Annotated in this window: 10 protein-coding genes; 3 read left to right on the top strand and 7 right to left on the bottom strand. The window is 66.2% G+C overall.

All coding sequences use genetic code 11. From position 1 onward, the window contains the following. Positions 1-148: 148 nt before the first annotated feature. From AC3IFE_RS16925 to mnmC, 5 genes are all read right to left on the bottom strand, one after another. Positions 149-859 (bottom strand): glutamine amidotransferase, encoded by a 711-nt coding sequence (locus AC3IFE_RS16925; protein ID WP_089466441.1) that lies wholly within the window; start codon positions 857-859, stop codon positions 149-151. 28 nt (positions 860-887) lie between these two features. Next, positions 888-1,526, bottom strand: a complete 639-nt coding sequence (locus AC3IFE_RS16920; RefSeq protein WP_089466296.1) for a MarR family winged helix-turn-helix transcriptional regulator — start codon at positions 1,524-1,526, stop codon at positions 888-890. A 503-nt stretch (positions 1,527-2,029) separates the two neighbouring features. After that, positions 2,030-3,145, bottom strand: coding sequence for a YbdK family carboxylate-amine ligase (locus AC3IFE_RS16915; RefSeq protein WP_089466294.1), 1,116 nt, complete (start codon positions 3,143-3,145; stop codon positions 2,030-2,032). A gap of 14 nt (positions 3,146-3,159) precedes the next feature. Beyond that, complete coding sequence (locus tag AC3IFE_RS16910; RefSeq protein WP_089466293.1) at positions 3,160-4,374, bottom strand: cation:proton antiporter; 1,215 nt, start codon at positions 4,372-4,374, stop codon at positions 3,160-3,162. 669 nt (positions 4,375-5,043) lie between these two features. Next, a complete protein-coding gene (gene mnmC, locus AC3IFE_RS16905) occupies positions 5,044-6,975 on the bottom strand; it encodes a bifunctional tRNA (5-methylaminomethyl-2-thiouridine)(34)-methyltransferase MnmC2/FAD-dependent 5-carboxymethylaminomethyl-2-thiouridine(34) oxidoreductase MnmC1 (RefSeq protein ID WP_489191236.1) in 1,932 nt (643 codons plus the stop codon). Positions 6,976-7,363: 388 nt separating this feature from the next. Here mnmC and AC3IFE_RS16900 point away from each other — a divergent pair, with 388 nt between their 5' ends. Beyond that, positions 7,364-7,642: an HU family DNA-binding protein gene (locus tag AC3IFE_RS16900; RefSeq protein ID WP_006401505.1), complete on the top strand. Its 279-nt coding sequence runs from the start codon at positions 7,364-7,366 to the stop codon at positions 7,640-7,642. A gap of 143 nt (positions 7,643-7,785) precedes the next feature. Here AC3IFE_RS16900 and AC3IFE_RS16895 read toward each other — a convergent pair whose 3' ends face one another. Both AC3IFE_RS16895 and AC3IFE_RS16890 read right to left on the bottom strand, forming a co-directional pair. Further along, positions 7,786-9,096, bottom strand: a complete 1,311-nt coding sequence (locus AC3IFE_RS16895) for a GTP-binding protein (RefSeq protein WP_489191234.1) — start codon at positions 9,094-9,096, stop codon at positions 7,786-7,788. Positions 9,097-9,250: 154 nt separating this feature from the next. Continuing rightward, positions 9,251-9,748: a lytic transglycosylase domain-containing protein gene (locus AC3IFE_RS16890; protein WP_489191232.1), complete on the bottom strand. Its 498-nt coding sequence runs from the start codon at positions 9,746-9,748 to the stop codon at positions 9,251-9,253. 370 nt (positions 9,749-10,118) lie between these two features. Between AC3IFE_RS16890 and gspD the strand changes: the two genes are divergently transcribed. Then, on the top strand, positions 10,119-12,452 hold the full coding sequence (gene gspD / locus AC3IFE_RS16885; protein WP_489191230.1) for a type II secretion system secretin GspD: 2,334 nt from the start codon (positions 10,119-10,121) through the stop codon (positions 12,450-12,452). Then, positions 12,449-13,948 carry a type II secretion system ATPase GspE gene (gene gspE, locus AC3IFE_RS16880; RefSeq protein ID WP_489191229.1) on the top strand — a complete coding sequence of 500 codons (1,500 nt, stop codon included), beginning with the start codon at positions 12,449-12,451 and terminating at the stop codon, positions 13,946-13,948. Before gspD ends, gspE begins: the two co-directional genes overlap by 4 nt. Positions 13,949-13,950 lie beyond the last annotated feature (2 nt).

The raw sequence follows: 13,950 nt of genomic DNA, 5'->3' as shown, positions 1-13,950 counted from the left end.
AAAGAGCGGACGAGCGTAGCACGCACGCCTGAAGCGTGCAGATGGCGCGCTCGGCAGTAAGCGGATGGTCAGGTACGGCCGGCCGGATGCCGGCGGGACGTGGAACAAACGGCGTGCGCGACGGACGGCGATGCGCCGGCCCGCGACGTCAGAGCCCGACGCTGCCGAGCCACTCCGCGAACATGTGCCGGGCGGCCGTCTCGAGCACGGGGCCGTGCTGCATGGTTTCGGCGCGCAACTGGCGCGCGTCGATGCCGGGCGTCGCGGCGATTTCGCCGGCGTTCGCGATCAACCACGGTTCGAAGCGATCGGTACGGATCTCGGGATGGCATTGCAGCGCCAGCACGTGCTGCCCCCATGCGAATGCCTGGTGGCGGCAAGCCGGCGTCGACGCGAGATGGATCGCACCGCCCGGCAGGTCGAACGTATCGCCATGCCAGTGCAGCATCGACGTCGTCGCGCCGTCGAGATGGCGCAGCGGCGACGCGCGGCCGGCGTCGGTGAGCGTCAGCGGCGCCCAGCCGAGCTCGTGCCGCGCGGCCGGATAGACGCGCGCCCCGAGCGCCCGCGCGATGAACTGCGCGCCGAGGCAGATGCCGAGGATCGGCAGCCCCGCGTCGATGCGCTGGCGCACGAGCGCCAAGAGCGGCGCGATCGTCGGATACTGCGCGTCGTCATACACGCTGAGCGGCCCGCCGAGCACGACGAGCAGCGACGGCTCGTGCACGTCGAGCACCTCGACCCGCGACGATCCGACATCGACATAGCGCACCCGTCGACCGCGTTCGCCGAGCACCTGCTCGAAGCTCCCGAGATCCTCGAAATGCACGTGGCGGATCGCCACGACTTCAGCGTTCATCATCGGCCTCCCGGTCGATCGACGGACGTCAGCCGGCGAAAATCTTCCAGGTCTTCTTCTGCGTCGCCGCGTCGGCTTCTTCCTGCACCGAGCAGTCGAGACGCAGATCGCTGTCGGACATCGAGATGTCGAGCACCGCGCAGTGATGCACGGTCTTCTTCGACGGCTTGCCCGGCTGGAAGTGGGTGCACGTCAGGCACATGCGCTGCGGCGGCGTCGCGCCGGCCACCTGCAGCTCGCGCAGCGTCTTCAGCAGCGCGCGATGCAGCGTGCCCTGCTCGTCCGCGCCGAGCTTGCCGACCGCTTTCGTCAGGAATTCAGGCCATTGCAGCGCCTTCTTCGCGGCCGTGCGGCCACGTGCCGACAGGCGCACGGCCAGGGCGCGGCCGTCGTCCAGCGCACGGCGCTTCTCGACGAGCCCCTTCGTCTCGAGCGTGCTGACCGCATCGCTCGTGGTGGCCGCGGTGAGCTGCGTCTCGCGCGCGATCTCGCCGAGCCGCATCGGGCCCTTGCGCTGCAGCAGCAGCACGAGGATTTCGCCTTGCGTCGGCGTGAGGCCAGCGCCTTCCGCCCAATCCCATGCCTCGCTCCGCATGGCCGTGCTCAACCGCAGCAGGCTGTGGGTCACACGTCCCGCAGCCTGGTTCCCGTAAACGCCTTCGCTCATAGTCTTTTCGCTTTGCCGCCGCCCGGATGGCCGAGCGGCCGTAGTGTGGAGATCGAATCTATCTCAAAACAGACGCCTCTCTCGAGTGCGTCAGCACGGCCGTCGCGAGGCACACGCGGCGGTCGCGTTCGCGGCGACCGGAGAGACACGCACCGTTCCGGTGTCCGCAAAGCCGACATTCTAAGCGAGAGCGGAAAATCGCACAGCTAAGTTATCCCCTGCATGCTGTGGAAAATCGCTGAATAACCGGATTTTTTCGTTGTGCGCGCAATGTCGCGCGCCGGCGAAAGGGGCGCGCCGGTATTTTCCTGTTCAAATCGGCCATCGGCCGTGCGGTGACGATCCACCGGGTTATCCCGCCTGCAGGGCATTGACTTTGCAGCGGAATATCCGGTTATCCACAGATTTCGACGGCGCCCGGCAACGATTTCGTCGCGACCGGGCGCCGGTAACCGTTCAGCGAATCGCGGCGCGGTCGATTCTGCAATCTGCAAAACATATTTTCACTCGCGCCAACGTAAGCACTGCTGCCGGACCGTCTCGTTCAGCGATTTTTCCTGTTTGAAAACGGTTCTCAACCACGATGCGTCGTTTACGCGCGCCTTCGCGAGCGCGCCGATCTCGTCGAGCGCCGCGCGCGAACCGAGCGCGGCCGCATGCGGCGCGATCCGGTCGAGCGTGTCGAGGATGTCTTCCGCGATCGTGCGGCGTTCGCCCGTCTGAGGATTCACGCAGGTGCCCTCGAGCCCGAAGCGGCACGCTTCGAAACGGTTGAACGTGTAGACCAGGTAATCGTCCTCGGACAGCTTCAGCGGCCGGTCGGTCAGCAGGTAGCGTGCGAGCGTCTGGATGTAGCAGGCGATCGCGGCCGCGCGGTCGACCGACAGCGGCGTGTCCATCACGCGCACCTCGATCGTGCCGTAGCCGGGCTTCGGCCGGATATCCCAGTAGAAGTCCTTCATCGAGTTCACGACGCCCGTGTTCACCATCTTCGTGAAGTACTCCTCGAAGGCGTCCCAGGTCAGCACGAACGGCGCGCGGCCCGACAGCGGGAACGCGAACACCGAATTCAGGCGTGCCGAATGGAAGCCCGTGTCGACGTTCTGCACGAACGGCGACGACGCGGACAGCGCGATGAAGTGCGGAATGAAACGCGACATCGAGTGCAGCAGGAACAGCGCGCTGTCGGGATCGGGGCAGCCGATGTGCACGTGCTGGCCGAACACGGTGAACTGCTTGGCGAGATAGCCGTACAGCTCGGAGATGTACTGGAAGCGCGGCGCATCGTAGATCTGCCGGTCGCTCCATTGCTGGAACGCATGCGTGCCGCCGCCGGCCAGCCCGACGTTGAGCTGGTCGGCCGCCTTCACGAGCACGTCGCGGATCGCATGCAGTTCGCTGACGGCCTGCTCGTGCGAATGGCAGATGCCGGTCGACAGCTCGATCATGCTTTCGGTGATTTCCGGCGTGATGTTGCCGGGAAAAGTCTCGCCCTGGATCAGGCGCATCAGGTCGGACGCCGCTTTGGTCAGGTCGTAGTTGTGCGTGTTGACGACCTGGATCTCCAGTTCGACGCCGAACGTGAACGGTTCGGAATTGACGAAGGTTTCGAGTGCCATGGCAGGTTCCGGAATCAGTTGCCGTCGCTGCGTTCGCCGACCGCCGACAGGCAGCGATAGACGACGAACGGGCTGACGAGCTGCAGGATCACGATCGAGCACATCACGATCGCGCGCAGGTGCGGGTCGAAATTGGGATAGAGCTGGTAGGTATCGTCGACGAGCAGGTACGACAGCGCGGACATCGGCGTGAGCGCGATGCCGAGCGCGATGCCCTGCTTCATCCCGAGGCCGCTCGGCTTCGCGAACGCGACGACGCCGGCCAGCTTCGCGGCGAGCCGCGTGATGATCAGCACGATCGCGAGCAGCCCGCCGAGCGCGATGTCGCCCCACGTGAACGACGTGAGCGTCAGCACGAACAGCACCACCGTCAGCAGCCAGCCGGCCGTGCCGAAGTGCTCGGGCCACAGCTGCGGCCGCGCCTCGAGGTTCTTCACGATGATGCCGGCAAGCAGCAGCGTGAGCAGCGTCGACAGCTTCAGCGCCTGCGCGACGGCGATCGCGAGCATCACGAGCCCGAACAGCGCGACGAACGAATGCTCGTCGCGCATCGTCGCGGTCATGTGACGGAACAGGTAGTTGCACGAACGCGCGACGAGATACGCGACGATGAATGAACCGGCGAGCAGGTAGAGCGGTTGCAGGATCGTCGCGAAAACGTTGCCGTACGCTTCCTGGTGCAGCCAGCTCGTCACGAGCTTGGTCAGCACAATCGCGTACACGCTGTTGAGCGCGGTGAGCGTGATCAGGCGCTGCGACACCTGCCCTTCCGCGCGCAGTTCGGTCTTGAGCTGAATCACCATCGACGGCGACGTCGCGATCGCGATCGCCGACAGCACCAGCGCGACCATCCCCGATACGCCGAGCGCGAGCATCACGAACAGCACGAGCACGAACGTGAGCGTGGCTTCCGCGAGGCTCGACGCGACGAGCCACGGATTGCGCCGGATCCAGCGCAGGTCGAGGCGGCTGCCGAGTTCGAACAGCAGCAGGCCGAGCGCGACGTCCATCAGCAGCCGCGAGGTTTCGTCGGTGCTGGTGTCTATCACGCCGAATCCGAACGAACCGGCGATCAGGCCGATCACGGCATAGCCGGTGATGCGCGGCAGGCGCCACGCGCGATAGCACAGCTCGCCGCACAGGCCCGCTGCGAACAACGCAAGCCCGGCCCAGAACACGGCATCCGGCGCGAGCGGCCAGTTGGGCAGGAATGAGAACGCCGACTTCATCGTGGTGACTTCTCCTTTGGAAGCAACCGCCAGCGACGCGGGATCAAGCGACAGGAATGGATGCGCCGGCTGGGTATTGCCCCGAATGTGATTGTTGTGCTCGACGATGGCGATACATGGGGTCCGCCTGTTCCGCCACCAGGCGGAACGTCGTTCAGGTTGCCGATCTGGATTGTCGGCCTGGTGTGTGAACGGACTGCGCAGTCTCGAAGATTCAGATTCGAAATCGTGCCGACCGTTCCATTGAAGCATGTCCGGCGCTGGGCCGAACGAACGCGAAGGAAACCGATTGTGCCACAGCTTTTTCGCTCCGGAACCGATTGAATCGACCCGCGGGCTGTGCGCCGCTGCAGGTCTTTGGTTTCAAAGGTTTACTTGTATATATACATAGTAGAAGTTAACAAAGGATGCACAGTTCTGTGGATAACTCCGGTTTACGCTGGCAGATCAAGGTGTTGGCGAAACCATAACCGGTTGCACAGGCTGTTCGTGCACAGAGATTCGAGTCGAGCAACTTTCGGGCCGTTTCACAGCTGTGCCGGGTTACCCAGTTTACGTCCACTGTGATTGCACACGGAGTGCGCAGGGATTTCGCGCGGTTATCCACAGCGTCGCGTGGATAACCTTGCGCGGAAAAATCGGAAACCTGTGATCGATGCGCGCGGCCGCTCAGCCGTCCGAGCCGACGCGGCGGGCACGCAGTGCGCGGATCAGGAAGCGGGCGGGATCGATCGCGTCGGCGAGTTCGCGCTCGAGCGGCCACGGCTCGCCTTCGAGTTGCGACGCGATCAGCTCGGCGCCGAGCGCAGCCCATACGAGGCCGCGCGAACCGAAGCCGAATGCGCCGTAGAGGCCCGGCAGGCGCGGCAGGTCGCGCGCCTGCGCACCGCCCAGCGCGCGTGCGTTCGCGGTGGCCTGCGCTTCGTCGGCGAGCGGGCCGACGAGCGGCAGGCGATCGCCGACGACCCAGCGGAACGCCACGCGGCCGCGTAGCGCGGCGGGGTCCGGCAGGTCGCCGATCAGGCCCGGCAGCAGGTGCCGTACGCGGTCGAGGTTTTCGATGTGGCCGGCCGCGCGCATCGCGGGATCGGTATCGTCGGGTTCGAACGTGGCGCCGATCAGCAGCGTGCCGCCGTCGAGCGGGACCGCGTAACCGTCGCCGATCGCCGGGCATGGCAGCGGCGCCGTCGTGCCCGGCGGCAGCAGCGTGAGCTGGCCGCGTACCGGTTGCAGCGCGACGTGCCGCAGCCCGGCCAGACGCGCGGCGTCGCCCGCGTTCGCGAGCACGACGACGGGTGCATCGGCGAGCGTGGCGCCCGCATCGTCGAGCGCATGCCAGATGTCGCCCCGCCGTTCGAGCCGCGCGACGCGGGTGGACGCGAGCAGGCGCACGCGCTCGCCGGCCGCCGTGTATTGCGCGGCGCACAGCCCGGCAGGCCACACTGCGCCGCCGTGCGGAAACAGCAGGCCGCCGTGCGCGACCGGCAGATTCAGATGCGCGCGCGCGGCATCGGCATCGAGCAACGTCACGTAGTCGGACGGCGCGCCGAATGCATCGAAGGCATCGCGCATCCGCGCGAAATCGTCGGCCGATTCGGCAAGATGGATCATCCCGTGCGTGCTGCGCGCGAATGCATGCCCTGCGTGCTCGAGCGCGCGCCAGCGTGCGATCGCGTGCAGGAAGCCGCCGCGCGTGAGCCGGCTCGCGACGTTGTCGTCGCGCGTCATCAGCGGATGGAACACCCCGGCCGGATTGCCTGACGCTTCGCTCGCGATCCGTTCGTGCCGCTCGATCAGCGTGACGTCCCAGCCGCGCGCGGCCAGACGTTCGACGACCGCGCAGCCGGCGAGGCCCGCGCCGACCACGATCGCACGGCGCGCGGTAACGGGCAGCGCACGCGGCGGCTCGTGCCGGCGCGCGCGCCAGCGCGGCGCATAGTCGCCGACGAGATGATCGTCGACCTCGCGGAACGTGAAACCTGTTTCGCCGAGCGCGTGCTTCACGTCGTCGGACTTTGCATGTGTCGCAAACGTCGCGTGTTCGCCGGCGAGTTTCGCGAGTGCGCGGATCCCGTCGCTCGATGCCGCGGCGCCGTCGAGAAAAAACGTATCGGCACGCGCGACGAGCTTCTTCAACAGGCCGATCGGATCGCCGAACGCGAGCGTGAGCACCACGCGCCCTTCGTCGAATTCGAGCCGATGCACGCCCGGCACCGGCATCGGCCATGCATCGACCAACGCATCGACGTCTGCCGATATGGTTGTGTCCGCAACCATGTGCGAAACCGCGCGACGCAGGTCGTCGCGCGAGAACGGGTGCGACTCGACTGCAACGACATGCAACCGTTCGCAGCGCGCGGGATCGTCGCGCCACGCGGCCCACGCCGCGAGGAAGCCGGCGCCCGCGCCGAATTCGGTCGCGACGATCGTGAACGTCCGGCGGCGCTGCCAGCGTGCGGGCAGCCCGTTGCCCGCGACGAACGCGCGACGCGCGTGCGCGAGCGTGCCGGATGCACCGCGATGAAGCTCGCCGAACTCGGGCGAGACGAGCGTGCCGTCGTCGCGAAGCGCGAGCGTGGCGTAAACAAGTCGGTCGGGCATGCGAAACAAAAAACGTGGAAGCCAAGCCTGGCAAGGGATTGCGGCAGGCCGTCCGATCGGCCGTTGGAAAAGGGCAACGGGGCGACGGGCGGGCGGACCACGCTGCGTATCCTGTCCGGTTGGCGCAGGTCAAAAAACCGGCAATCGACGATTCATTCGGCGAAATACCGATGAAAATCTTTGAAACCCTTGTCGTTATTGGGTTTGCGCTGCGCTATCATAGCAACGCCGTACCGCGGGGTGGCCGCCGGCAAACCGGAGGGCGCGTCGCGCGGGCCAGGATTCGGCGCTGTGTCGTCGGAGTCTGACTCTCGACGGCACGGTTCGCGCACGTATAATCGGCGCGTTCGCGCTGTTCGTGTCAACCTAACCTGATAAAGGAACCTTAATGAACAAACAGGAACTGATCGACGCCGTCGCCGCCCAAACGGGCGCCAGCAAGGCTCAAACCGGCGAAACGCTGGACACGCTGCTCGAAGTCATCAAGAAGGCCGTGTCGAAGGGTGATGCGGTTCAGCTGATCGGCTTCGGCAGCTTCGGTTCGGGCAAGCGCGCAGCACGTACGGGCCGCAACCCGAAGACGGGCGAAACCATCAAGATCCCGGCAGCCAAGACGGTCAAGTTCACGGCTGGCAAGGCGTTCAAGGACGCCGTCAACAAGCGTTAAACCCGCGCCTGTTCCAGGAAAAACCCGCCTCTCGGCGGGTTTTTTGTTGGGCGCGCGCGGCATTTTCGCCACAGTTCGCGCGGCGCTTGCAAAAGTTAACGGTTGTTTTTACAAGCCGTTACCACGCGCGCATGTGTGCACGATCACGCGTGCACGATCTGCGTGTCGCCGTGATCGTCGTCGTGCGAATCGACGTCCCACGCGGGGAACGGATCGTCGAACGCGGCCCATCCCGCTGCGCCGAGCGCGAACTCCGCATCGGTCAGCAGGCATGCATCGAGTTTCGCGCGCCACGCATCGGCGTCGAGCGCGATGCCGATCAGCACGAGTTCCTGTCGGCGATCGCCGACCGTGCGATCGTCGAGATCGCCGAGCCATTCGGTGCGGATTTCAGCGAGCAGCTCGTCGTCGTCCGGCCATTCCGCGCGATCCTGCGCCGCCCACCACAAACCCGCCGGGCCATGCCGGCATACGCCGCCCGCCTGGGACAGCGAACCCGCGATGTCGTTACGCGTCGCGAGCCAGAAGAAACCCTTGCTGCGCAGCACGCCCGGCCACTCCTGATGCAACAGCGCCCAGAGACGTGCCGGGTGAAACGGCCGGCGCGCGCGGTAAACAAAATTGCCGATCCCGAATTCGTCGGCTTCGCCGTGCACGTGCGCATGATGCGCGTCATGACAGTCGGGGTCTTCGCAATGCGTGTGATCGTGATCGAGCGACGCGAGCCAGCCCGGCGCATTCGCGGCTTCGTCGAAATCGAAGCGGCCGGTGTTCAGCACTTCGTCGAGCGGCACGTTGCCGAACGTCGATACGACCTGATGCGCGCGCGGATTGAGGCGTGCGAGGATGTGCTGCAGGCGCGCGAGATCGTCCGCGCCGACGAGGTCGGCCTTGTTGATCACCAGCACGTCGCAGAATTCGATCTGCTCGATCAGCAGCTCGACGAGCGTGCGATCGTCGTCTTCCGACGCGGCGATGCCGCGCGTCGCGAGCGCGTCGTCGGAGCCGTAGTCGCGCAGGAAGTTGTACGCATCGACCACGGTGACGAGCGTGTCGAGCCGCGCGATCGACGACAGCGACGCGCCGTCGTCATCGACGAACGTGAACGTTTCGGCGATCGGCATCGGCTCCGCGATGCCGGTCGATTCGATCATGATCGCGTCGAAGCGGCCTTCGGCGGCGAGGTTGCGGATCTCGACGAGCAGATCGTCGCGCAGCGTGCAGCAGATGCAGCCGTTCGACATCTCGACGAGACGCTCCTCGACGTGCGACAGCGCCTGCGCATCGCGCACGAGCGACGCGTCGATGTTGACCGCGGCGAGATCGTTGACGATCACCGCGACTTTCAGCCCCGCGCGATTCGCGAGCACGTGATTGAGCAGCGTGGTCTTGCCGGCGCCGAGGAAACCGGACAGCACGGTGACGGGCAACGGCTGTTTCATTGCCGGATTCATGATGATATGCACCAACGGAAAAGATGAAAAAGCGGCCGCGGCGCCCTGCCCGGGCGCGATCGGCCCGCGCGCGGGTGAAACGGCGGCGTCAGCCCGCATTGTGCATCAAACGCGCGCAGGCCGGCCCGGCGTCGGCCGGCGACGCGGCGCCGAATCACCGAGCGGCGGCTTGCGTGGCCTGAGCAGCCTGAGCGGCCTGAGCAGGCTGCGCGGGCGGCAGCAGCTTCCATTGCGTCAGGATGCCGGCGATCTGCCGCGCGTACTTGTCGCGCAGCGACGGCGTTTCCGAATGATAGGCGCCGACCGCCTGCCACGTGTTGCCGTAGCGGTTCATCTTCTGTTTGAGATGCCACGCGGCGATGTACACGTTCTTGCACGGCTCCATCAGCGTGTCGCGGCCGATCCCGTAGCGCGACAGCGTCGGCAGGTGGATCGAATTGATCTGCATCAGGCCGTAGTCGACCGAGCCGTTCGTGTTCTTGTTCAGCGCACCGGGCCGGTTGCGCGACTCCTGCCACGCGATCGCGCGCAGGATCAGCGGATTGACCTGCTGATATTTGGCCGCTTCGTCGAAACAATCCGCGCGTGCGTTGCCGCTGGCGAACCACGCGCCGGCGGCGATCAACGCGAGCGAAGCGAATCGTCTGTTCATCGGGCGGAAACGGAAAGGAATTAATTGCGCGAAGCTCGGGAAAACCCGTGCCTGTTATTCATGCGACGAGAAACGCGCCGCCCGTATCATACCGGCAGACCGTCCGATTGCGACAGCAGGAATACGGCCGCCCGGTTATACCGCATTTCCGTGTCGATTCATCTCGAAATCGGGGCGACGGCCGGTATGCGGAGAGGCGGGCCGATCCTTACATATTGCATACGATTCGCCGAATACATGTCGTATGTGAGACAGTCTTCGGATCAATGTGATATTTCGGACATGAAAAACTGCTAATGTCGCCTCTTTCGGACCTGGATCCCAGCACTACCGCCGGAAGTGGCCTGAGCCGGCATCGACCCATTCATCCATGACAAGAAATCGCTTCGTTATGCGGCGTATCGCCACGACCCTGTTCGTGGCCGGCATCATCGTCTCGCAGGCGGCCTACGCTCAGGTCACGCTCAATTTCGTGAATGCGGACATCGACCAGGTCGCGAAAGCGATCGGCGCCGCGACCGGCAAGACCATCATCGTCGACCCCCGCGTGAAGGGGCAGCTCAATCTCGTGGCCGAACGGCCGGTGCCGGAAGACCAGGCGTTGAAGACGCTGCAGTCGGCGCTGCGCATGCAGGGCTTCGCGCTCGTGCAGGATCACGGCGTGCTGAAGGTCGTGCCGGAAGCCGACGCGAAGCTGCAGGGCGTGCCGACCTACGTCGGCAATGTGCCGCAGGCGCGCGGCGACCAGGTGATCACGCAGGTGTTCGAGCTGCACAACGAATCGGCGAACAACCTGCTGCCCGTGCTGCGGCCGCTGATCTCGCCGAACAACACGGTGACGGCCTACCCGGCGAACAACACGATCGTCGTGACCGACTATGCGGACAACGTGCGCCGCATCGCGCAGATCATCGCGGGCGTCGACAGCGCCGCGGGTGCGCAGGTGCAGGTCGTGCCGCTGCGCAATGCGAACGCGATCGACCTCGCCGCGCAGATGCAGAAGATGCTCGACCCGGGTGCGATCGGCAACAGCGACGCGACGCTGAAGGTATCGGTCACGGCCGACCCGCGCACCAACTCGCTGCTGCTGCGCGCATCGAACGGCTCGCGCCTCGCGGCCGCGAAACGCCTCGCGCTGCAGCTCGATGCGCCGAGCGCGGTGCCCGGCAACATGCACGTCGTGCCGCTGCGCAACGCCGATGCGGTGAAGCTCGCGAAGACGCTGCGCGGGATGCTCGGCAAGGGCGGCAACGACAGCGGCTCGTCGGCGTCGTCCAACGATGCGAACAGCTTCAACCAGAACGGCGGCTCGTCGGCGAGCGGCAACTTCTCGACCGGCACGTCGGGCACCCCGCCGCTGCCGTCGGGCGGCCTCGGCGGTTCGTCGTCCTCGTCCTACGGCGGCGGTTCTTCGTCCAGCGGCGGAATCGGCAGCGGCGGCCTGCTCGGCGGCGACAAGGACAAGAGCGGCGACGACAACCAGCCGGGCGGGATGATCCAGGCCGACTCGGCCACCAACTCGCTGATCATCACCGCGTCCGATCCGGTCTACCGGAACCTGCGCTCGGTGATCGACCAGCTCGACGCACGGCGCGCGCAGGTCTATATCGAAGCGCTGATCGTCGAACTGAACTCGACGACGCAGGGGCAACTCGGTATCCAGTGGCAGGTCGCGAGCGGCCAGTTCCTCGGCGGCACGAACCTGGCCGCGGCGGCCGGCAACGTCGCGGGCAACAGCATCATCAACCTCACGACCGGTAGCGCGGGCAGTACCGGCGCCGGCCTCGCCGCCAATCTTTCGGGGTTGAACCAGGGGCTCAACATCGGCTGGCTGCACAACATGTTCGGCGTGCAGGGCCTCGGCGCACTGCTGCAGTATTTCTCGGGCGTGAGCGACGCGAACGTGCTGTCGACGCCGAACCTGATCACGCTCGACAACGAGGAAGCGAAGATCGTCGTCGGCCAGAACGTGCCGATCGCGACCGGTTCGTACTCGAACCTGACGAGCGGCACGACGAGCAATGCGTTCAACACGTACGACCGTCGCGACGTCGGCCTGACGCTGCACGTGAAGCCGCAGATCACCGACGGCGGGATCCTGAAGCTGCAGCTCTATACGGAGGACTCGGCGGTCGTCAGCGGCACCACCAACGCGCAGACCGGCCCGACCTTCACGAAACGCTCGATCCAGTCGACGATCCTGGCCGACAACGGCGAGATCATCGTGCTCGGCGGCCTGATGCAGGACAACTACCAGGTGTCGAACAGCAAGGTGCCGCTGCTGGGCGACATTCCGTGGATCGGGCAGTTGTTCCGTTCGGAATCGAAGCAGCGGCAGAAGACGAACCTGATGGTGTTCCTGCGCCCGGTGATCATTTCCGATCGCAACGTCGCGCAGGAAGTCACGGCGAACCGCTACGACTACATCCAGGGCGTGACGGGCGCGTATAAATCCGACAACAACGTGATGCGCGACAAGGACGATCCGGTCGTCCCGCCGATGCCGATCGGTCCGAGCCAGGGTGGCACGGCCGCGGGCAACCTGTTCGATCTCGACAAGATGCGTCGCCAGCAGTTGCAGCGCCAGGTCGCGCCGGTGCCGGCGCAGCCGCTGCCCGAGGCGACGCCCGCGCAGCCGCAAGGCGTGCCGCAGCAGGCGGTGCCGCAACAGCCGCTGACCGCCGCGCCGGGAGCGTCGCAGTGAGCGACGTGCTCGCGTCCTCCACCCACGACGGCGCGCCGGGCGAACGCCAGCCGCCGTCGCCGCTCGCTGCGCGCCTGCTGCCGTACGGCTTCGCGAAGAGCGGCCAGGTGCTGATCGCGCACCAGCTCGACGACACGCTCGAGGTGTGGATCAGCGAACGCACGAGCGACGCCGCGCTCGCGGAGATCGCGCGCAACTTCGGCTCGATTTCCGTGCATCGCGTGCCGGCCGACGAGCTCGCGCAGGCGATCAACCAGGCCTATGCGCGCCAGGACGGCAGCGCCGCGCAGGTGGTCGGCGAGGTCGAAGGCGAAGTCGACCTGTCGCGGCTGATGCAGGACATCCCCGAAGTCGAGGATCTGCTCGAATCGGAAGACGACGCGCCGATCATCCGGATGATCAACGCGCTGCTCACGCAAGCGGCGCGCGAACAGGCGTCGGACATCCACATCGAGCCGTTCGAGAACGCGTCGGTCGTGCGCTTTCGCGTCGACGGCACGCTGCGCGACGTCGTGCGCCCGAAGAAGGCGCTGCACGGCGCGCTGATCTCGCGGATCAAGATCATGGCGCAGCTCGACATTGCCGAGAAGCGCCTGCCGCAGGACGGCCGCATCACGCTGCGCGTCGGCGGCCGGCCGGTTGACGTGCGCGTGTCGACGCTGCCGACCGGGCATGGCGAGCGCGCGGTGCTGCGTCTGCTGGAAAAGGACGCGCAGCGGCTGAACCTCGAAGCGCTCGGGATGGGGCGCGACACGCTCGTCCAGTTCGACAAGCTGATCGGCCGCCCGCACGGCATCGTGCTCGTCACCGGCCCGACCGGTTCGGGCAAGACGACCACGCTGTACGCGTCGATGTCGCGGCTCGAAACCGCGACGACCAACATCATGACCGTCGAGGACCCGATCGAGTACGACCTGTCCGGCATCGGCCAGACGCAGGTGAACGAGCGGATCGGGATGACCTTCGCCCGCGCGCTGCGCTCGATCCTGCGCCAGGACCCGGACGTGATCATGATCGGCGAAATCCGCGACCTCGAAACCGCGCAGATCGCGGTGCAGGCGTCGCTGACGGGCCACCTGGTGCTCGCGACGCTGCACACGAACGATGCGGCGTCCGCCGTCACGCGCCTGACCGACATGGGCGTCGAGCCGTACCTGCTCGCGTCGTCGCTGCTCGGCGTGCTCGCGCAGCGCCTCGTGCGCCAGCTCTGCCCCGTCTGCAAGGAAGAGCGGCACGAGGACGGCCGCACCGTATGGCATCCGGTCGGCTGCGCGAAGTGCGGACATTCCGGTTATGCGGGCCGGCGCGGTGTGTACGAGCTGCTGGTGATCGACGATTCGATCCGCTCGCTGATTCACCGTAACGCGGCCGATGCTGAAATTCTCGCCGCCGGCCGCGCGGAAGGGATGCGCACGCTGCGCGACGACGCGGAGCGCTGGCTCGCGTCCGGCGCGACGTCGCTCGAGGAAGTGCTGCGCGTGACGGGAGGCGCATAGCG

This window comes from Burkholderia sp. APQ4-4ca, from assembly GCF_057837105.1.
This window is presented reverse-complemented; position numbering and strand designations above follow the sequence as displayed.